Origin of the sequence: Anaerosporobacter mobilis DSM 15930 (assembly GCF_900142955.1) — a bacterium.
Lineage (GTDB): Bacteria > Bacillota > Clostridia > Lachnospirales > Lachnospiraceae > Anaerosporobacter > Anaerosporobacter mobilis.
Genome location: NZ_FRCP01000007.1, coordinates 309,838 through 329,931, shown reverse-complemented (window position 1 = coordinate 329,931; position 20,094 = coordinate 309,838). Strand labels below are relative to the sequence as shown.

Sequence of the window (20,094 nt, the reverse complement as noted above, 5' to 3'; positions counted from 1 at the left end):
AGTAGATGCTTCATGTGATATTCATTATATTAAAAATAATTGGTATTGTACTGGGGGTACTTCTTGCCTTATTCTTATTCTTAGTGGGAATAATACTCTTTGTTCCGGTACGATATCGTGTATATGCGTCAAAGTATGATACGATACAAGTAAAGGCAAGAGTGAGTTGGTTACTTAGAATTGTCTCGTTGCGTTTTAGGTATTATAGCGAAGAGGAGACATACTGGTATTGCTTAAGGATTTTTGGATTCACATTAATTGATAGCAATCGACCAACTAAGGTAAAGAAAGTAAAGAAAGAAAAAGTTAAGAAAACTAAATTGAATAAACATAAGGATAAAAAGACGAAGGTTAAAAAAACGAAAAAGGTAATTGCATCAGATAAAGTTCTAGGTATTGATGATCAAATAGATAGTAAAGACAAAACAATTGAAGATAATGATATTGTGTATGATGAGATAGAAGAGGATAAGAAGGATATAATAAAACCACTTCAGAATGAACATACTAATATAGTTAGGAATATAGAAGAGGCAGAAGAAGAAAGAGAAGGATTTTTCTCTCGGATAACAAAACCGATTAAAACTATATTTCAACGGATTAAAGACATATTTATTAAAATACGTGAAGGGCTACAAGCAATACGAAACATTTTTTCAAATATTAAAGCTAAGATTCATCTAATCAAGGAGTTCCTTGCAATTGAGGATAATAGAAAAGGAATTGGACGTGTATATGCTGGTCTGAAGAAAACGTTAAAGCATATCCTTCCATATAAGGTTAAGGGTGTTGTTAGAATTGGACTAGATGACCCTTGTAGTACTGGGTATCTATTAGGTGCATTATCAATGGCATATCCTATATATGCTGATAAGATACAGATCATCCCAGATTTCCAGGAAGAAGTGTTGGAAGGTCAGGTAGATGCGAAGGGAAGAATACGTGCATTTATTTTACTTATAATAGGAATAAAACTTATCTTAAATGATAACTTTAAAACGTTGCTTAAGAATGTGAAAGAATTAAAGGAGGAGTTATAATGACTGACAATAGTTTTGGATCTACGGTAGAAGCATTATTTAAGGGAATGGATAGTTTTCTTACTACTAAAACTGTAGTAGGGGAAGCTGTTAAGGTAGAAGATGGTACTATAATTTTACCATTAGTTGATGTGAGTTTCGGTGTAGCTGCTGGTGCATTTTCACAAGATGATAAGAAGAAAAACAACGGTGGCGGAGGTATGGGGGGAAGAATTACCCCAAGTTCTGTGTTGGTTGTCCAAAATGGTTCTGCAAGACTTGTTAATGTTAAAAACCAAGATGGTGTTACTAAGATCTTAGATATGGTACCTGACTTTGTGAATAAATTTACATCAGGTAAAATGAAACAAAATACCGAAACTGCTGCAACAGAAGCAACAGAAGAAGAATAAGCTCGAATTTTATTCAATTAAGAAATAATACTTGCAAAAGTACTTGATTTATGGTAGAATATCTATTGTTTGTAGGTCGTGTGACAGGATAATTGAAAAATCAATTGAAGTAAATTACCTTAAGGAGGTGCTCAACTTGGCTAAATGTACTATTTGCGAAAAAGGTGCTCATTTTGGAAACAGTGTGAGTCATTCACATAGAAGAAGCAACAAAATGTGGAAAACTAACGTGAAATCTGTTAAAGTTAATATTAACGGTGCGGCTAAGAAGATGTATGTTTGTACTTCTTGCTTAAAATCAGGTTTAGTAGAACGTGCTTAATTTTCATTATAAGTAATAAGAAGGCTGTCTTAAGTGCTATGAAAATAGACTAAGACAGTTCTTTTTATATAACGATAAAAACACTCGGTTAATTGCAAAAGAGATTATAGCCAAGGATGAGGCATAAGACAATTATAGCAATGGCGAGAAGCCCGTTGGTTATGAAAAGCATAAGCGTCATACCAATAGCAATCCAAAATAAAATAAAACCTAACATTCGTTTCATGATTGATCACTCACTCCAGGGAATATATCCCGATACTTATTTAGTAATATATATTCTAACATATGTATATTATGTGTACGATGTGACTGTTATAGCTCAATTTATTGGTTTTGAATGGTGGAATTATATGCGAAATAGCATAACGAAAACGTGGTATACTTGAAGTCTATATAGTAAGCTGTGCGATCATTGCAAATAATGAATAGGATTATGAATATTCGTTTGGAGATTACAAAAAGTGGATATAATTTGTATATAGACGTTTTTTTCATTTAACTGTTTCCTTTTTTATAAAAAAAGGGTATAATAATCGAGTAAGAAGATATATGGATCCATAAATGAACGGTAATTTATATTATTGCTATATGTGCAATCGTGCCAGCGTTGTACTGGGTAACATAATCGTTTGATCCATAGAATTAGGAATTGGAGGGTTAACTATGAAAGGACATATGAATACTCAGATGGGTGAGATCATGATTGATAACGAAGTAATCGCTAAGTATGCTGGTTCAGCTGCTGTAGAATGCTTTGGTATCGTTGGTATGGCTTCTGTGAATGTCAAAGAAGGTTTTGTTCGCTTACTTAAAAAAGACAGCCTTAGTCATGGAGTTAATGTCGTTGTAGAAGACAATAATCTAACAATAGATATGCATATTATTGTTGCATATGGTGTAAGTATTTCAGCTGTTACAGATAATTTAATCAGTAACGTTATATATAAAGTAGAAGAATTTACTGGCATGAAAGTTGAGAAGATTAATGTATTTGTCGAAGGCGTACGTGTGCTCGACTAGATAGACTTTTATGGTTTATTGTTAATTTAAGGAGGAACAAACAAGTGGTAATGAATACATTAGATGCGATAACACTTCAGAAATTATTTCTAGCAGGAGCAAAACGCATTGAAGCAAAAAAAGAATATATTAATGAATTAAACGTATTTCCTGTTCCAGACGGTGATACTGGTACGAATATGTCATTAACGATAATGGCAGCTGCAAGAGAAGTTAGTGCAATTGAGAATCCAACAATCGCAGTACTAGCGAAAGCAATTTCCAGTGGTTCTTTACGTGGAGCTAGAGGTAATTCAGGTGTTATTCTTTCACAGTTATTCCGTGGATTCACAAAAGAAATTCAAGAACATGAAACGGTTACTGTTGCTATCATGGCGGCAGCCTTTGAAAGAGCGGTTGAAACTGCTTATAAAGCTGTTATGAAACCAAAAGAAGGTACCATCTTAACCGTAGCACGTGGTGGAGCAGAAAAAGCAGCTGAATTAGTAGGACAGACAGAAGACTTGGTTTATTTTGCTGATGAAGTAATTAAGCATATGGATTCAGTATTAGCTAAGACTCCTGATATGCTTCCTGTATTAAAAGAGGCTGGTGTAGTAGATTCGGGCGGACAAGGTTTATTAGAAGTTTTAAAAGGTGCTTATGATGCAATGCTTGGCAAAGAAGTAGATATCACAATCGAAGCTTCAAAACCAGTAACTAAGAGCACGGATTCTACTTCTTCTGAACCAGTAGATATCAAATTTGGATATTGTACAGAATTTATTGTTATGTTAGAAAAGGAATATACTTTAAATACAGAAAAAGAATTCAAAGGATATTTGGAATCAATTGGGGATTCAATCGTAGTAGTTTCAGACGATGATATCGTTAAGGTACACGTACATACGAACGATCCTGGACTTGCAATTCAGAGAGCGTTAACGTATGGTTCCCTAACTAGTATGAAGATTGATAACATGCGTGAAGAACATCATGAGAAGTTAATCAAAGAAGCAGAAAAGATGCAAGCAGAAGCAGCTGAGAAGAAAAAAGATGAACCAATGAAAGAAGTTGGATTTATATCTGTTTCAATTGGTGAAGGTGTGAATGAAATCTTTAAGGGATTAGGTGTTGATTACTTAATTGAAGGTGGTCAAACTATGAATCCTAGTACAGAAGATATGTTGAATGCAATTGAACAAGTGAATGCTAAAACAATCTTTATCCTACCGAATAACAAGAATATTATTCTTGCGGCGGAACAAGCAAAACAATTAACAGAGGATAAAGAAATCATTGTAATACCAACTAAGACAATTCCACAAGGAATTACAGCTGTAATTAACTTTGTATATGATAAATCACCGGAAGAAAACATGGAACGCATGATTGAAGAGATGTCAAGAGTAAAATCAGGACAAGTAACGTATGCAGTGCGTGATACTACAATTGATGGAAAAGAGATTCACCAAGGTGATATCATGGGAATCGGCGATTCCGCAATTCTTACAGTAGGTAATGCAATCCATAGTACTACGGTAAATCTAGTTAAAAGCCTAGTAGATGAAGACTCAGAACTAATCAGCTTATACTATGGTGAAGAAGTAAATGAAGAAGATGCGAATAAAGTAGCAGAAGCTATTATGTCATTATATCCAGATGTGGACGTAGAGGTACACAGTGGCGGACAACCAATCTATTATTATGTATTGTCTGTAGAATGATCGCGAAGGCTACGAGCAGTGCGGAAATAGAAATAAAGATACCCGGAAGAACAAGCTTGCTTGTGCTTCCGGGTATCTTTATTTCTATTTCCATAGGGCGACAGCCCGTGTGCAGATTGAGCGTAAGCTCAAGCTGCTGGACAGCGAGAGAGAAAACATAGGGGGGACAGCCCATGTGCAGATTGAGCGTTAGCTCAAAGCTGCTGGACAGAGAGAGAAAACATAGGGGGACAGCCCGTGTGCGGTGTAAGCTCAAGACGCTAGGACAGGAACTATCTTCGAATATACGTTCTTGTATAATCGCATTAACTATGATAAAATCATACTACATGGAACTATGCCTTAAATAGTTTTAGGCCGCAGTCAAACATTAGAAAGAACAATCTGTCACTGTCTGTTGTCATGAATTACAAAGAGTGATTTTTAGTAAAACCTTATAGATAGGGGGCTCGCTATGCAATTAACAGATGCTATTAGTGTAGTAAAAGGAATTGGTGAAAAGACGGAAAAAGGTCTTAACAAATTAGGAATATATACGGTTCAGGATATGTTAGAACATTACCCAAGAGCCTATGACATATATGGTAGACTTATGAACATAAATGAAATTGAAGAAGGTGAAATGGCAGTATTCGTTGGCTATATGTATATGAATATCGAAACGAAGAAAGTTCGTCATCTGACAATTGCATCCTGTCGAGTGAAAGATGCAACAGGAAGTATCGGCTTAACATGGTTTAATATGCCATACATTAAGAATACCTTGAAATCAGGAAGTTATTATATCTTCAGGGGAAAAGCTTCAAGAAAAAATGGTATGCTTGTAATAGAACAACCTAAGATTCTATCAAAAGAGGAGTATTATAATAAGAAAGATGTGTTACAGCCAATCTATCCATTAACCAATGGAGTAACCAATAATTTGCTTAGTAAAACGGTGAAAGCAATCATAGAGGAGATTGACCTAACTGGGGATTTTCTACCTAGTACCATTCGTAAGGAGAATGACTTAGTAGAGTATCGGTTTGCCGTGAAGCAGATACATTTTCCTAAGGATAAAGAGGAGATGTTACGAGCACGTAAGAGGATCGTGTTTAATGAGTTTTTCTTGTTTACATTAGCGTTGACATATATGAAGGAAGAGAAGAGTAAGAAGATACGTAAAAACCCTTATGATCGTGGGAGCATAAGCGATGCACTGATAGAGGGATTACCATATGAATTAACCAATGCACAGAAGAGAGCCTGGAATGAGATAATGAAAGATATGTGTGATGGCGTAATTATGAATCGCTTGGTGCAAGGTGATGTAGGTTCTGGTAAAACCGTATTAGCTGCCCTAGCCCTAGCTATGAATGCGGAGAATGGATATCAAGGGACGTTAATGGTACCAACAGAAGTATTAGCAAAGCAACATTTTGAATCGTTGAGTAAATTATATGAACCGTTCGATATTTCCTGCCTCTTATTAACTGGCTCTATGACCGCCAAAGAAAAACGTTTGGCATATGAGAAGATTAAGAACAAAGAAGTTTCGGTTGTAATCGGAACGCATGCCTTAATTCAAGAAAAGGTTGAATATGCAGATCTTGGTCTTGTTATTACTGATGAACAACACCGTTTTGGAGTAAAGCAACGTGAAATACTATCTACAAAGAGTGAGAATCCTCACGTGTTGGTAATGAGTGCAACTCCAATACCAAGAACACTTGCAATTATCTTATACGGTGATTTGGATATATCGGTAGTCGATGAATTACCAGCAAATCGTCTTCCTATTAAGAATTGTGTTGTTAATACCGATTATCATAGCACTGCGTACCGTTTTATAGAAAATCAGATTCAAGAGGGAAGACAAGCTTATATTATTTGTCCAATGGTAGAAGAGAGTGAATCAATGGAAGCTGAGAATGTTATAGAGTATACGCAGAAAGTTCGCGAAGCCCTACCACCATTTATTCGTACAGAATATTTGCATGGTAAGATGAAACCAAAAGAAAAGAATGAAATCATGGAACAGTTTGCGAAAAATGAGATTCAAGTACTAGTATCAACAACTGTTATTGAAGTAGGAGTTAATGTACCGAATGCGACCGTTATGATGATAGAGAATGCAGAACGGTTTGGATTGGCTCAATTACATCAGCTAAGAGGACGTGTTGGTCGTGGTGATCATCAATCTTATTGCATACTGGTTAGTGGTTCAAGAAGCAAGGAAACTAAGAAACGATTAGAGATATTGAATACTTCCAATGATGGGTTCTATATAGCTGGTGAAGACTTAAAACTTAGAGGGCCTGGTGACTTGTTCGGTATTCGCCAAAGTGGTGACATGGAGTTCAAGTTAGGAGATATTTATAATGATGCTAAAGTACTAAAGGCTGCTAATGAAGCAGCTAAGAATATGTCCATCTCAGAGATTCAAAAGCTGTGTAGTAAGAATGAGCGTTTAAAACATCAATTAGAAGGGTATATAGGTACTACGCTATAATAATAGAATAATTAAGTAGAAACGAAACGTATTTGTGTTGCTTAACAAGTATGTTTCGTTTTATTTTTGCCCTTAGGTTAGGAAGGCAAGCTTTATTAGTTTATAGAGTTTAGTAAATATTTAAATGGATTATTAATATCTAAAACCCTATATTAGATTAAAATGATACTAAATAATAGGAATAAATGGAATGAAACATTGCATATGCTTATATGGTTGAAAAAGGTGTGAAGGAAAAAGGGTTAATCAAAATACTACATATTTAAGATTAACGAAAAAATACGAAATAAAACACTGCAAATGGCCTATAATCGGTTGTGTTTTTTATACATATTATGCAGATATATGACGATATTCTATAGAAAACGTGCACAATTGACACGATAACTTAAAATGTTACAAGTAAATAATTACCATAAATGTTTGTAAAAGCTAACTTTGGATGTTATAATTGGTGGAAATGAATGAGATATAAAAGGAAATAATGGCTAAAATGGGAAGGATAAACAGGTTATTATGGAATTTTACAGTAAGAAAAGAAAAAGACTTGGGGATTTATTAATTGCATCTAATTGTATTACACAAGATCAATTAGTGGTGGCTTTAGCTAAACAGAAGCTGACGCGAAAGAAACTTGGTGAAACGTTGGTGGATATGAATATGATATCCGAACAAGATATTGTTGAAGCGTTACATACACAGTTAGGACTAGATGTTGTGAATTTGAGCCGAATTCGTATTGAGGAATCTATTATACGATTGTCAAATGAGAATATTTTACGTAAATACAGTATGATGCCTTATGAATTTAAAGAAAATTATCCGAATGTATTGCGAGTAGCGATGTCAGATCCGTTAGATATTGTAGCAATTGATGATTTGGCAATTGTAACTAATTATCAAATTGAAGCAGTGGTTGCGACACCAACGGAGATTATAACAGCAATTGAGAAATATTATGGTAATGCAGAGGCGATGGCGGTTGCTGAACGGTATAGCAAAGAGAGAGAGAATCTGTATCCGAACCTAGAAGGTAAGGAAGAAGATAAAGAGGATGTCAAAAACTCTCCCATAGTTTTATTGATTAAGAAAATAATCGAACAAGCAGTTAGACAACGAGCAAGCGACATACATATTGAACCTTTGAAAGAAAGTATCAGAGTACGTTACCGCGTCGATGGTGTTTTAACTGAGGTTATGAAATACGATTATTCCTTGCTATCTGCGTTAGTAGCTAGAATTAAAGTTATCGGTGAGATGGATATATCAGAGAAGAGAAAACCACAAGATGGTAGAATCACAAGTATTATTGATAAACAAGAATATGATATTCGTGTATCTATTCTACCTACTGTGTATGGTGAGAAAGTTGTTATGAGATTAACCGCAAAACATGGACTAACAAAGAGTAAATTGGAATTGGGGTTCTCAAGCGATGAAATGGACAAGTTTAATCGTATATTATCAAATCCCTACGGGATTATATTGGTAACTGGTCCTACCGGAAGTGGTAAATCAACGACACTCTATACCGCATTAAGTGAGTTAAACAAAGAAGATGTTAATATAATAACAGTTGAAGATCCGGTAGAGGCAAATGTTGATGGTGTTAATCAAGTACAAGTTAATACGAAAGCAGACTTAACGTTTGCATCTGCTCTTAGATCTATCTTAAGACAGGACCCTGATATCATAATGATTGGAGAGATGAGAGATAGCGAAACGGCGGAAATCGCGGTTAAAGCATCTATAACAGGGCATCTTGTGGTTAGTACGTTACATACGAATGATGCAGCAAGCAGTATTATAAGACTTGTTGATATGGGGATTGAACCATATTTGATTGCGGATTCTGTGGTTGGAGTAATTGCGCAACGATTAGTAAGAAGGTTATGCTCATATTGTAAACAAGGGAGACTAGCAGACCCATTTGAAAAACAGATTCTTGGAATCGATGTAGAGGAAGAAGTTACGGTGTATGTACCGTGTGGGTGCCATATGTGTAATGACACAGGGTATATAGGAAGAATCGGTGTTTATGAAATTATGCCAATAACAACAGCTGTTAAGGAGTGTGTTAGTCATAAAGCAAGTGCGGAAGCAATCAAAAAGACAGCAGAAAAAGAGGGATTGGTTACTTTACATAAGGCAGGAGTGAAGCATGTCTTGGAAGGAATTACATCAGTAGCAGAGCTGATGAAGATTATTGCAAAGGTGTAGTAGCGTGCAATAGAGAAGACTTTGGAAAGGGGCATGTTTGTTATTATGACAATAGATGATTTGTTATTTACTGCAAAAGAGTTAGGTGCATCTGATTTGCATATTACGGTGGGTATATCACCAAAATGTCGTGTAAATGGTAGATTAGTTGACCTAGAACTACCGAAGTTGGCTCCAACAGATACCGATGCGATTATAAGACCTATGTTAAATCAACGGTTAGAAAGCAGGTTGACAGAGGAGGGGGAAGTTGATTTTTCTTACTCCATACCTAACTTAGGGAGATATCGTGTTAATGTTTTCAAACAACGTGGATCCTATGCAGCAGTACTTCGGTTGGTAGGAACAAAAATCCCTACACCTGAGTCACTTGGAATACCAGAATCGGTAATGGATTTGGCACAGAAAAAAAGAGGGTTAGTCCTTGTTACAGGACCTACTGGAAGTGGCAAGTCTACATCCCTGGCATCGCTGATTGATTTAATTAACAGTAATTATAGTCAACATATTATCACACTAGAGGATCCAATAGAGTATTTGCATTCTCATAAGAAATCAATTGTGAATCAAAGAGAAGTTGGTTTGGATACGAATAGTTATGCCAATGCCTTACGAGCTGCTTTGCGAGAAGATCCTGATGTTATCCTTGTAGGTGAGATGAGAGATCTAGATACGATTTCCATTGCAATAACAGCAGCTGAAACAGGACATTTGGTATTCTCCACACTACATACAATTGGCGCAGCTAGCACAATTGATCGTATTATTGATGTTTTTCCACCTTTTCAACAACAGCAAGTGAGAGTTCAATTGGCAACAGTACTTGAATCCGTTATATCACAACAGCTTATACCAAAAGAAAATGGAAAAGGAAGAATTGCAGCTTTTGAAGTTATGCATGCTACGAACGCTGTTAAGAACTTAATTCGAGAATCAAAGACGTATCAAATTACGTCTGTCTTACAGACAAGTAAAAAAATTGGAATGCAAACAATGGATGATCATCTCTTTGAGTTGTGTACCAAGCGAGAAATAAGTGTGGATGAAGCACTTATATTTGCACAAGATCGAGTGGCGTTAGAGAGGAGGTTGTTTTAATGGCTAGTTTTTCGTATATTGCAATTGATAGTAGAGGAAAAGAGCAAAAAGGAGCAATGGAAGCAACGAATGAGGATAAAGTAAATGTCTCCCTTCGTGCAGCTGGCTATATACCCATATCAATTATTCCACAGAATCTATTAACACGGGATATTAATATTAGTATTGGTAATCCAGTTAAGCCAAGAGATTTGAGTGCATTTTGCAGGCAGTTTGGCAGTGTCTTGTCAGCTGGGGTTTCGATTACAGTCGCTTTACATATGTTAGAAGAGCAAACAGAAAAAAAGGTATTTAAGAAAGCCATTGCAGAAGTTAGAAACGATGTGGAACGTGGAGAAACATTAGCGGATGGAATGAGGAGGCAAGGAAAGATATTTCCACCAATTTTAATTAATATGGTGGAAGCGGGAGAAACGTCAGGAAGTTTAGAGGGTTCATTGGAAAGAATCGCGATTCATTTTGAAAAAGATGCTAAATTAAAATCTATGATGAAGAAGGCCATGATTTATCCGATTGTTGTAGCCTGTGTAGCAGTCGTGGTTATTATCATAATGCTATCGTATGTAATTCCGAAATTCCTAACCATGTTTTCACAGATGAATGTTGAAATGCCATTACCAACACGAATGGTTATAGCCATGAGTGATTTTATGCAACATAAATGGTATGTAGTAGTTCTAGTAATTGCAGCAATTATAGCAGCATTTAGAGGTTTCGCTGCTATGCCAAATGGGAAAATTATCTTAGCAAATATGTCGCTGAGAATACCACTGTTTGGAAAGCTGATAAAGAAGAATGCATGCGCTAGACTTGCTAGAACACTCAGTACCTTATTAAGGTCTGGTATATCTTTGATTGATGCTATTGAGATTACGGCAAGAACAATGGATAATGTGGTAATCAAACAAGTATTAATGAACGCAAGAGAAGAGGTCGCTAGAGGTATTCCGTTATCTCTACCATTAAAGGAAAGTGGAATATTTCCTGCTATGATTTATCAGATGGTCAATATCGGTGAGGAAACCGGAAACTTAGAAGATATGCTAGATTGCGTGGCAGATTACTTTGAAGAGGAAGTAGAAATGGCAACAGAATCTTTAACAGCTGTAATTGAACCATTGATTATAGTAGTTTTAGCTGTAATAGTAGGGTTCCTAGTAATCTCTATTATGTTACCAATGGTAACGATGTATAAGGGTGTAGACAATCTGTAAATTGTTACTACCTGATATATGGGGCAACATCTAATTGATTTTGTGACAGCTATATGGGGGAGTTTGGTATAGAACGTTACAGAATCACTTAGTTGCAATAGAATGAATTAAAAGGAGAGAGGTAAATGAAAACAGAAATTATGGAAGTATGCAATCAAGAAATGAAGAAAAAGGAGGGGAAGAACAAAGGTTTTTCGCTCGTAGAGTTAATTGTTGTTATTGCTATTATGGCGATTTTGGCAATTGTTATTGCACCACAGGTAATGAAGTATATTGGACAGTCTAGAAAATCGGTTGATGCCACAAATATCTCAGCGTATAAAACGGCAGTTAATACAGCGTTAGCAAATGAGGATGTCTATGCTGAAGTAGCAGAAGGGTCAGGTAGTATTAAAATTGTCGTAAATGGATCTGCTAAAGCAAATTTTTCGTATACCAATACTAATAAAGATAGTAAGTTAATGGTTGAATTAGAGGAAATTCTAGGAGGATCGTATCCACTTCCGAAAGAAACGGATATGAATGCGTTTGAAATTAATATAGCAGTTGATGCTACTAAAGACGCTATAGGAGCAGTAACAGTTAAAGCAATGAAACAAATAGCAACACCATAATAAATTCAAAAAACTAACTATAAGGAGGAGCTCCCAATGCAAATATCCAAATACATAGTAATATTTCTATATGGAATCGTCATTGGGAGCTTTCTCAATGTATGCATTTATCGAATTCCAAAAGAAGAAGACATTGTGAAGGAGCGTTCGCATTGTATGACCTGTGGACATACACTTAGGTGGTATGAATTAATTCCCGTATTCAGTTATCTACTTCAAAGAGGAAGATGCAGAAGCTGTGGCACGAAATTATCCATACAATACCCATTGATGGAGGCGCTTAACGGAGTACTGTATGTAATTATCATACACAGAGTAGGTATTACACCATATGGAATTCTGTTGTGTTTATTGTGTTCTATATTACTTGTGTTGAGTGTTATTGATTTTAGGACCTATTATATTCCCATTGGAATTAATATATGTGTTCTGATAATTGGATTGGTATATACTTGCTTTGACTATAAGAATGTGAGTAATCATTTATGGGGGATGATAGGTGTAAGTGGTTTCTTGTTTGCTCTGTATCTCTTGACCAAGAAAAGAGGAATTGGAGATGGAGATATCAAATTGATGATTGGAGCAGGTGCATTCCTTGGAGTTTGGCCAAGTATTTTAGCGTTGTGGATTGCTTGTTTGTTAGGAGCAGTGATTCATAGTATACGTATGAAAGTTTCAAAGGTAGGGCACCAACTAGCATTTGGGCCTTATCTAGCAATCGGGATTTTGTTTTCTGCTCTTTATGGGGAAGAGTTAATACATAGATATATGGAGTATTTGATGAGGTAAAAAACGAAATCCATTGGATGGAGGAAGATGTATGGCGGTAAAGAAGGTATTAAGTATTGAGATAGGTATCACACTGACTAAAGTGTGTGAGATTGACTATCATAGTAAGTCACCAAAGGTATATCGATGTATAACCTTTGCTACACCAGATAATACCGTAGAGGATGGGTATATAAGAGACAAAGATCGATTTGTAGATTGCTTAAGAACGGAAATTCAGAATGCTGGGATGCGTTCTACGCATGTCGTATTCACCGTAGCATCTACGAAGATTACAAGTAGGGAAGTAACGATTCCTTGTGTGAAAGATAATCGTATTAGAGATGTTGTGCAAGCAAATCTTACAGAATATTTCCCGATGAATTTGGAGGATTATACGGTAACGTATAATGTGTTAGATAAGAAGACAGCGCCAGAAGACCGTCATATTCGATTGTTGGTTTTGGCAGCCCCTAATAATTTGATTAAGAATTATTATAATGTTGCAGAGATGATGAGTCTTACTATTGTGGCGATTGACTATATAGGTAATAGTACATTTCAGATTGTGAAGAAACAAACCGCAGCTGGTGTACAGATGGTATTGCAGATGAATGAACAGAGTTCGATTATCTACATACTTGAAGACAGTATTTTATTATTACAAAGAACAATTCCATATGGAATTGAGAATCTAATTGATTCAATTATTAATAGTAGTAGTTATGCTGCATCGACATCCTTAGAAGCACTTGATTTATTACAAAAAGAACATATCTTGAACGGGAAATTAAACCAATCGATTCATATGTCAGAGGCAGCGGCAACCTATGAGGGATCGGAAGTTCTATATAACAAGCAGATGCAAGAATTGCATGCTAAGGAAGAAGCAACGAGTACAATAAGCTATCTTATCAGTAATGTAATCCGTGTACAGGAATATTGTTTATCAAAGTTTAAAGAGAAGAAAATCAATACGATCTATATTACGGGTATTGGAGCTAAGATAAGAGGTATTCACAAATTAATAAGCAATGAAACAGGAATTGATGTTAAAAGGATTGATCATCTAATAGGAGTAAACTTTACTGAGATTCAGGGAGAATTTGACGAAAGTGCATATGTTTCAAGTATTGGTGCCGCAATGAAACCTTTGGATTTTGTACCAGAAGATGTGCAGGCTGAGAAAGAGCGAAGAAGTATGCAGACAAGTATAGTGGTTGTGTTATTCGCAGCAATTGCCTCTGTTATATTTGTTGCAGTAAGTTTTATTCAATATAGCAGCTCGAAGAGTGAATTAGAAGCGCTTAGAGTAAAAGAAGAGCAATTATCTGAGATAGAGATATTGAACTCAAAGTATATATTAGCTACGCAACAATATAATGCACTAGATGCACTATACCAGTCTTTGCCTACTAAGAACAGTTCTTTAGTAACGGTTTTAGAAGAGATGCAAAAATCAATGCCTAAGAATGTGGAGATTACATCTATGTCATCAGGGAGTGAAGGTTTGGCATTCGGTGTTGTTGCCAATAGTAAAGAAGAGATTGCACAGTTTGTAATGGAGATAAAGAAATTCCCGGAAATCAATTCTATACTAGTGGGAGTTATTGTGGAGAATAAAGATGATAATGGAATTGTTAAATTGAATACCACATTAACGTGTACGTATGCTACTACACAAGTAGAAGAATAAAGTGCGAACAATAAGATGTTCACACTTCATTAATGCTGAAACCAAGCTAACTTGTGATATTGAATGGGAGTAGATGTACTAAATCACCAGATATGGAGAGGGGCGTTTAAGATAGTATGAAGAAAAAAATGCAAATAGATATTTCTATGAAAGAGAAGAAATTGCTCTTAATATTACTAGCATTTGTACTTTTGTTTGTGGCATATCAATTTGGATATGTTGTATTAACGAATAGAGCTACTGCTAATAATCAAAAGATTACAGATCTAGAGGACCGTGTTGCATCTTTGGAATTGATGAACATTAATAAGTCAATGTATACCAATGGAATAACAGAATGTAATGAAAAGATGGAGGCAATTCGGGCGGAATTTGTTAAGGAAGAAACACCGGAATCTAATATTATGTTTATTAGAAATATGGAAAAGAATCTAGGAGTAGAGATTTATGAGATAAATCTCTATGATAAAGCCTTGATTACAAATCTAGTATTGGACCAAGGCCAAACAAACGCAGAGAATACAGACAATACAACAGGTGATACCTCAACGGGTTCATCAGAAGCTCAGTTTGTGCAAACCGGATATAATTATGCAGTTGATATGAAATTCAAATGTAGTTACGAAGAGTTGAAAAAGATGGCTACCTATATTAATGAATATCAGTATATGCGAGCAATACAATCCATATCTGTTGTGTTTGATGGAGATACGGGTGAATTAATTGGTGAACTTACAATGAATATCTATACATTAGAGGAAGCAACCAATGAATATGAGGAACCGAATACTGGTATAACAAACTTTGGTAAAGATAACATATTTGGTACTATTCATTAGTTAAGGTTTTTGAAAGGAGTGTAGTTGTTTATGTGCAAAGAGAAAGAAGAGAACAAAGGTTTTACTTTGGTTGAACTGCTTGTATGCGTTGCTATATTGGCAATTATCTCTGTTCCACTTTTAAATAGTTTTTTTGTAGCAGGAAAAACAAATGAAAAAGCGAAAGAAATCCAAAGGACTACAACTCTTGCACAGAATATTATGGAGACTGTAAAAGGTCAGAATCTTAGTCAACTAAAAATCTTGTTTGGTAGTTCGAATTTGATCGGGCTCAATTTGAATGCACCATATGATATAACGAATAGTTTTGCGGAGGTTAAAAGTGAGGATTCGGTTAATGGGAGATATGAGTATTGTATTAAGCGAGTAAAAGATGGGATTGGTGAATATGATGTATATATAACCCTTAATTCTGCTTTGTATAAGACACTATCAGACGCCGTACAGAATAAGTATCAGATGCCAAAGATCACAAATCTTACTGGTGATAAGATAGCGGTAATTGACCCAGAAGCCTATTCTGCTAGCTGGAATTCATATGTTGATGCAAGTGGTGAAACGATTTATTCAAAGGACACTAGTACGAATATGGATAATATGATTATCACGTATTTTTATAATCTTCATATGGCATATCTAGATTACCTTACGATGCAAAACCAAGCAGTAGCGGATGCCATGAATGCAGATCGAGTAGCGAATGGATTACCGGCTAATGTAGTTGCAAATCCTCTACCTTCTTATTATCCGTATTCTTATAACCAGATTAAGGGCTTTATTACCAAAGAAACAAGTATCGTAGCGACCAATGGAATAAAGTTAGATGGAAGTTATGATACTTCTGTGGTGAACTTAACAAGTAAGATTTCGTATTCAATTCCTGGCACTGATAAGGTAACAGGAGATGTATCAGGTTTACATACTGAATATCAAGTATTTTCAAAGACATTCAAGACATCGGATGGGACAAATCCCTTAGAACAGATTTATCTATTCTATAATAGATCTGATTTTCCAGAGGATGTGGTGGTGATTAAGAATAGCTCTATAAATGAAGCGGAATTAAATATCGTAGATCAATTGACAGGTGTAGTGAAAGTGAAATGTAATGACCCAGCAAATACTTGGAAATTAGCATCGAATGCATCAATTACTTTGCTTGAGGGTTCGAAAGTAATTGACACAGAACTAGTATCTAGTGAGGATCCTGTTGATCGTTTATTTGAAGTAAAGGTAGAAGTATATCAAACAGATTCTGGGATTCGTACTGGTAAGAAATATTCTGAATTATTATCAACAAAGGGGGAATAGGATAATGAATATTAAGAATAGAGGCTCTGCGCTTATCCTAATCCTTATTACAATGTTCTTAATAACAACCTTAGGATTAGCAATATTGTCGGTTAGTATGATGAACCTTGAGATGAAAAGCGTAGACAGTAAATCAAAGGAGAATTTCTACTCAGCGGAAACAGCATTAGATGAAATAGTAGTTGGATTAGAAGAACTTACAACAACGCAGATTAAAGCGGCCTATACAGAAGTTCTTGAGAAGTACAGTTCGATTCATCCGACACAAAGAATTGATAAGTTTAAAGAATATCTTAGGTATAATATGTGGACAAAATTGACAGATGTGTCGGATGCTACCTTATCCTCCGAGAAACTAAGGAATCTATTAGTTGATTATGTTAAACAAACTCCGAAATATGATACAGATACAAAGGTTGGAGTGACCATTAATGAACCGGGAACTGTACAACCAAATGCATTGTTTTATGATACCTACGCGATTATTCATAATGTATATGTAACCTATCAGGAGCAGGGTTATGAGACAGTAATCCAGACGGATATTAAGATTGCATATCCAGAAGATATTATGTTTGATAATGTAGATTCCTCCGAAGAAAATTATGCAATAAGCGGTTATTCTATAATTGCAGATAAAGGGTTAGAGATAGGAGATAGTTATACAACATCTTTAACGAATATTGTTGGAAACATCTATGCAGGAGAACACGGAATCTCCACAGCTAATTATGGTACGATGGTTAGTATCTTGGCAAACGAGGTTGTTACCCGTGGAGATATTGTAGTTAAGGATAAAGCAAGACTCTACATTAATGGAACGGGAACCAATCGTATATGGGCAAAGAATATTAAGTGTGAATTATCCAATGGAATAGAAGCGACTAACGATACGGCTATCGATATTAAAGGCAATTGCTATATTTTAAATGATTTGATTTTGAACGCTAAGAAAAGTAGTGTGAAATTACATGGTAACTATACAGGATATGGTACCAATCAATTAATAGACTCGAATAATGGAAGCGCAATTGTCGTAAATGGAAAAGATTCTACGTTAGATCTAAGTGGAGTATCTAACCTCATTGTTGCTGGAAACGCCTCGATTGAAGTTCCAACATACGATGCGACAGGAAACATTAAACCGAATTCTTATATTATGACGGGTGATTCTATTGCTATGAAGGGAAATCAAATTGCTTATCTAGTACCGGAATCTTGTATTAGTGCAGGGCATAACCCGGTTTTGTGGAGTGAATATACGAAAGGGGTGAGTGTTGATATAACAAAAGATACTACCATTAAGCTCGCTGACTATGTGGATATGACTCCAAACGCAGACGGAGATGTTGGATATCGTAAGGTGTTTTATAAGTTGTCTGGTGGATTGAACGTGGTGTATTATTATCTATCTTTTAAGGATGAACAAAAGGCATATGACTATATGATTAAGTATAAGGAGGTACATCCGAATAGGTTAGATGATATTCGATTGACGTTCCCTGTTAAAAAGATGGATTTTGTCTATGGAGTTATCCAAAGTAGTGGGATAGCAACAAGAATTAAAGGCACCACCGATAAGACTGAGATATTAGATACTAGGGTTAACAAGTCTTACTTAAACAGTATCGAGTCATCTACATCAAGTAAATACCTATGGATGACAAGAAGGCTAACTGAGACCGATGATAATAAACCATATCTTGATGTGAATTCTCTTGCGAATAGCTTTGTTAATATGGCAAAGATTAAGGAAAAAGCGGGGGGTATCATTGGAAGAAACGTATATACACCTGATCCATTGGATACGTATTCGATTCGAATTATCTATAACGGCAAAGGGAAATATGCTGCTGCAGGGGAAGAAAAAGGTACCGCTGTTTTGGTAAACACACCAACAAGAGGGATATTAGTAGCTACAGGGGATGTTAAAATCAATGCCAATTTTACTGGTCTGATAATTGCGGGTGGTAACATTACAGTATCTTCGAATGCTAGTATTTATTCGGATTCTACGATTGTGAATGACATATGGAATAGATGTAACGAAGATATTAACCAATATTTCTATGATATAGTGACTGGAGGAGCAACTGGAGGAGGTACTGTAAGTGGTTCAGTAACGCAGAGTATTGATATATCGAATCTAATATCGTACCAGAATTGGCGTAAGAATTAATGGAGGCTGCTATGAGGAATTTAATAAGGAATTATGAGGAGTGTAATAAGGTACAAAGCAATTCTAACAATAGAGGATTTAGTCTTGTAGAGATACTAGTTACTATAATAATACTTGTTCTTCTTGTAGCAGTGACAACGTTTCGGCTATCAACAACAAAGTATGCAGATGTAGAGAGATGTAGTGAGAATATAGAGAAAAAGATGAGTCAGCTCAGACTTAGTGTTATGAGCAGCAAGACACAGGAATATTTGATTATATACCAAGCCGCTGACGATAACTATTATATGGCCATTTCTGATGATAAAGATAGGTTATGTACTGCAAGTGATGGTGAAAAAATAGGAAATTCCAAGATTCATATCACGGGGACTACAAGTAGTGGTGCTACCAAGGTTAGTCATACGGATAATAGTCGAATTGTTATCTCGTTTCATAGAAGTTCTGGAGCGTTTATATCGGTAGGAGTGAATTTGTACCAAACGATAGAGATTGTAACAGAAGGGATTAAGTTTCGAATATATCTGGTGAAAGAAACTGGGAAACATTATTCGAAACAGATATATTAATTAGTAATTGGGGGATTTATCTGTATGATTGAAATGGAAGAGGTAGGATTGATAGATGAGAGGGGATTTAGTCTAGTAGAAGTAGTAGCTACGGTTGCTATACTATCTTTTCTGATATTTGCTATCTGTACATTTATGAGTACTAGTTCGAATCTGTATAAGGAATCCAGCTTGGAGATTGATTTACAACAGGAAGCACAAACAACAATGAATCAGTTGAATGATATGCTCCTCTCTGCGAATAAGTTCAAGGTTAGTTATAAAAACCACGGGCTAGCTAATGAAGTTGCTGTAATGTTCAGCCAAGCAACGGAAGAGATTGATACAAAAGTAAGTTATTGTATCATATGGATGAAAGAAAGAGGAAAGCTCTATTTTATTAAAAATGATGATACTTTTACCTTCGCAGGTACAGAAAGCGAAATAACAAATCTTTGTAACAGTGTTACAGATGAAGCCAATCTAATGGCAGAATATATCAATTCAATGTTAATTGATCAATCAGTAGATAAACAAGCAATATCCATAACAATTAGTTTTCATATTCGTGATGACCATTATGAGATGACCAAGCAAATTAAGTTTAGGAACCAGCAGGAATGATGGATACAG

At 35.7% G+C, this 20,094-nt stretch carries 17 protein-coding genes; all 17 read left to right on the top strand.

Going from position 1 to position 20,094, the window contains the following annotated elements:
• The first annotated feature begins 5 nt into the window (after nucleotides 1–5).
• The gene (locus BUB90_RS06390) at nucleotides 6–1,040 is read left to right on the top strand and encodes a DUF2953 domain-containing protein (protein WP_073284806.1); all 1,035 of its coding nucleotides are present in this window, start codon (nucleotides 6–8) and stop codon (nucleotides 1,038–1,040) included.
• Nucleotides 1,040–1,432, top strand: coding sequence for a GerW family sporulation protein (locus BUB90_RS06385; protein ID WP_073284802.1), 393 nt, complete (start codon nucleotides 1,040–1,042; stop codon nucleotides 1,430–1,432). Before BUB90_RS06390 ends, BUB90_RS06385 begins: the two co-directional genes overlap by 1 nt.
• A 136-nt stretch (nucleotides 1,433–1,568) precedes the next feature.
• Entirely contained in the window at nucleotides 1,569–1,754 is a 186-nt protein-coding gene (rpmB, locus tag BUB90_RS06380) for a 50S ribosomal protein L28 (RefSeq protein ID WP_073284799.1), read from the top strand.
• A 666-nt stretch (nucleotides 1,755–2,420) separates the two neighbouring features.
• Nucleotides 2,421–2,777: an Asp23/Gls24 family envelope stress response protein gene (locus BUB90_RS06375; RefSeq protein ID WP_073284796.1), complete on the top strand. Its 357-nt coding sequence runs from the start codon at nucleotides 2,421–2,423 to the stop codon at nucleotides 2,775–2,777.
• A 44-nt stretch (nucleotides 2,778–2,821) separates the two neighbouring features.
• The gene (locus BUB90_RS06370) at nucleotides 2,822–4,483 is read left to right on the top strand and encodes a DAK2 domain-containing protein (RefSeq protein WP_073284794.1); all 1,662 of its coding nucleotides are present in this window, start codon (nucleotides 2,822–2,824) and stop codon (nucleotides 4,481–4,483) included.
• Between the two features lie 454 nt (nucleotides 4,484–4,937).
• A complete protein-coding gene (recG, locus tag BUB90_RS06365; RefSeq protein WP_073284791.1) occupies nucleotides 4,938–6,974 on the top strand; it encodes an ATP-dependent DNA helicase RecG in 2,037 nt (678 codons plus the stop codon).
• Nucleotides 6,975–7,490: 516 nt separating this feature from the next.
• The gene (locus BUB90_RS06360) at nucleotides 7,491–9,194 is read left to right on the top strand and encodes a GspE/PulE family protein (protein ID WP_073284788.1); all 1,704 of its coding nucleotides are present in this window, start codon (nucleotides 7,491–7,493) and stop codon (nucleotides 9,192–9,194) included.
• 45 nt (nucleotides 9,195–9,239) lie between these two features.
• Nucleotides 9,240–10,292, top strand: coding sequence for a type IV pilus twitching motility protein PilT (locus BUB90_RS06355; protein ID WP_139241709.1), 1,053 nt, complete (start codon nucleotides 9,240–9,242; stop codon nucleotides 10,290–10,292).
• A complete protein-coding gene (locus BUB90_RS06350; RefSeq protein ID WP_073284785.1) occupies nucleotides 10,292–11,506 on the top strand; it encodes a type II secretion system F family protein in 1,215 nt (404 codons plus the stop codon). Before BUB90_RS06355 ends, BUB90_RS06350 begins: the two co-directional genes overlap by 1 nt.
• Before the next feature lie 125 nt (nucleotides 11,507–11,631).
• Nucleotides 11,632–12,120, top strand: a complete 489-nt coding sequence (locus BUB90_RS06345) for a type II secretion system protein (RefSeq protein WP_073284782.1) — start codon at nucleotides 11,632–11,634, stop codon at nucleotides 12,118–12,120.
• 36 nt (nucleotides 12,121–12,156) lie between these two features.
• Complete coding sequence (locus BUB90_RS06340; protein WP_073284777.1) at nucleotides 12,157–12,909, top strand: prepilin peptidase; 753 nt, start codon at nucleotides 12,157–12,159, stop codon at nucleotides 12,907–12,909.
• A gap of 31 nt (nucleotides 12,910–12,940) precedes the next feature.
• The gene (pilM, locus tag BUB90_RS06335) at nucleotides 12,941–14,584 is read left to right on the top strand and encodes a pilus assembly protein PilM (protein WP_073284774.1); all 1,644 of its coding nucleotides are present in this window, start codon (nucleotides 12,941–12,943) and stop codon (nucleotides 14,582–14,584) included.
• A 116-nt stretch (nucleotides 14,585–14,700) separates the two neighbouring features.
• A complete protein-coding gene (locus tag BUB90_RS06330) occupies nucleotides 14,701–15,423 on the top strand; it encodes a hypothetical protein (RefSeq protein ID WP_073284770.1) in 723 nt (240 codons plus the stop codon).
• A 30-nt stretch (nucleotides 15,424–15,453) separates the two neighbouring features.
• Nucleotides 15,454–16,734, top strand: a complete 1,281-nt coding sequence (locus BUB90_RS06325; protein ID WP_073284765.1) for a type IV pilus modification PilV family protein — start codon at nucleotides 15,454–15,456, stop codon at nucleotides 16,732–16,734.
• A 4-nt stretch (nucleotides 16,735–16,738) separates the two neighbouring features.
• Nucleotides 16,739–18,913 (top strand): pilus assembly PilX N-terminal domain-containing protein, encoded by a 2,175-nt coding sequence (locus BUB90_RS06320; RefSeq protein ID WP_073284761.1) that lies wholly within the window; start codon nucleotides 16,739–16,741, stop codon nucleotides 18,911–18,913.
• A gap of 11 nt (nucleotides 18,914–18,924) precedes the next feature.
• The gene (locus BUB90_RS06315; protein ID WP_073284758.1) at nucleotides 18,925–19,482 is read left to right on the top strand and encodes a type II secretion system protein; all 558 of its coding nucleotides are present in this window, start codon (nucleotides 18,925–18,927) and stop codon (nucleotides 19,480–19,482) included.
• A 24-nt stretch (nucleotides 19,483–19,506) separates the two neighbouring features.
• Complete coding sequence (locus BUB90_RS06310) at nucleotides 19,507–20,085, top strand: PilW family protein (RefSeq protein ID WP_073284755.1); 579 nt, start codon at nucleotides 19,507–19,509, stop codon at nucleotides 20,083–20,085.
• Nucleotides 20,086–20,094 lie beyond the last annotated feature (9 nt).

Bases quoted from the DNA above. Each gene is read 5' to 3' on its own strand.
- BUB90_RS06375 (WP_073284796.1), top strand. From the start codon at position 2,421: ATGAAAGGACATATGAATACTCAGATGGGTGAGATCATGATTGATAAC.
- BUB90_RS06310 (WP_073284755.1), top strand. From the start codon at position 19,507: ATGATTGAAATGGAAGAGGTAGGATTGATAGATGAGAGGGGATTTAGT.
- BUB90_RS06355 (WP_139241709.1), top strand. From the start codon at position 9,240: ATGACAATAGATGATTTGTTATTTACTGCAAAAGAGTTAGGTGCATCT.
- BUB90_RS06320 (WP_073284761.1), top strand. From the start codon at position 16,739: ATGAATATTAAGAATAGAGGCTCTGCGCTTATCCTAATCCTTATTACA.
- BUB90_RS06330 (WP_073284770.1), top strand. From the start codon at position 14,701: ATGAAGAAAAAAATGCAAATAGATATTTCTATGAAAGAGAAGAAATTG.
- BUB90_RS06350 (WP_073284785.1), top strand. From the start codon at position 10,292: ATGGCTAGTTTTTCGTATATTGCAATTGATAGTAGAGGAAAAGAGCAA.
- recG (WP_073284791.1), top strand. From the start codon at position 4,938: ATGCAATTAACAGATGCTATTAGTGTAGTAAAAGGAATTGGTGAAAAG.
- BUB90_RS06385 (WP_073284802.1), top strand. From the start codon at position 1,040: ATGACTGACAATAGTTTTGGATCTACGGTAGAAGCATTATTTAAGGGA.
- BUB90_RS06325 (WP_073284765.1), top strand. From the start codon at position 15,454: ATGTGCAAAGAGAAAGAAGAGAACAAAGGTTTTACTTTGGTTGAACTG.
- BUB90_RS06390 (WP_073284806.1), top strand. From the start codon at position 6: ATGCTTCATGTGATATTCATTATATTAAAAATAATTGGTATTGTACTG.
- BUB90_RS06315 (WP_073284758.1), top strand. From the start codon at position 18,925: ATGAGGAATTTAATAAGGAATTATGAGGAGTGTAATAAGGTACAAAGC.
- BUB90_RS06340 (WP_073284777.1), top strand. From the start codon at position 12,157: ATGCAAATATCCAAATACATAGTAATATTTCTATATGGAATCGTCATT.
- BUB90_RS06360 (WP_073284788.1), top strand. From the start codon at position 7,491: ATGGAATTTTACAGTAAGAAAAGAAAAAGACTTGGGGATTTATTAATT.
- pilM (WP_073284774.1), top strand. From the start codon at position 12,941: ATGGCGGTAAAGAAGGTATTAAGTATTGAGATAGGTATCACACTGACT.
- BUB90_RS06345 (WP_073284782.1), top strand. From the start codon at position 11,632: ATGAAAACAGAAATTATGGAAGTATGCAATCAAGAAATGAAGAAAAAG.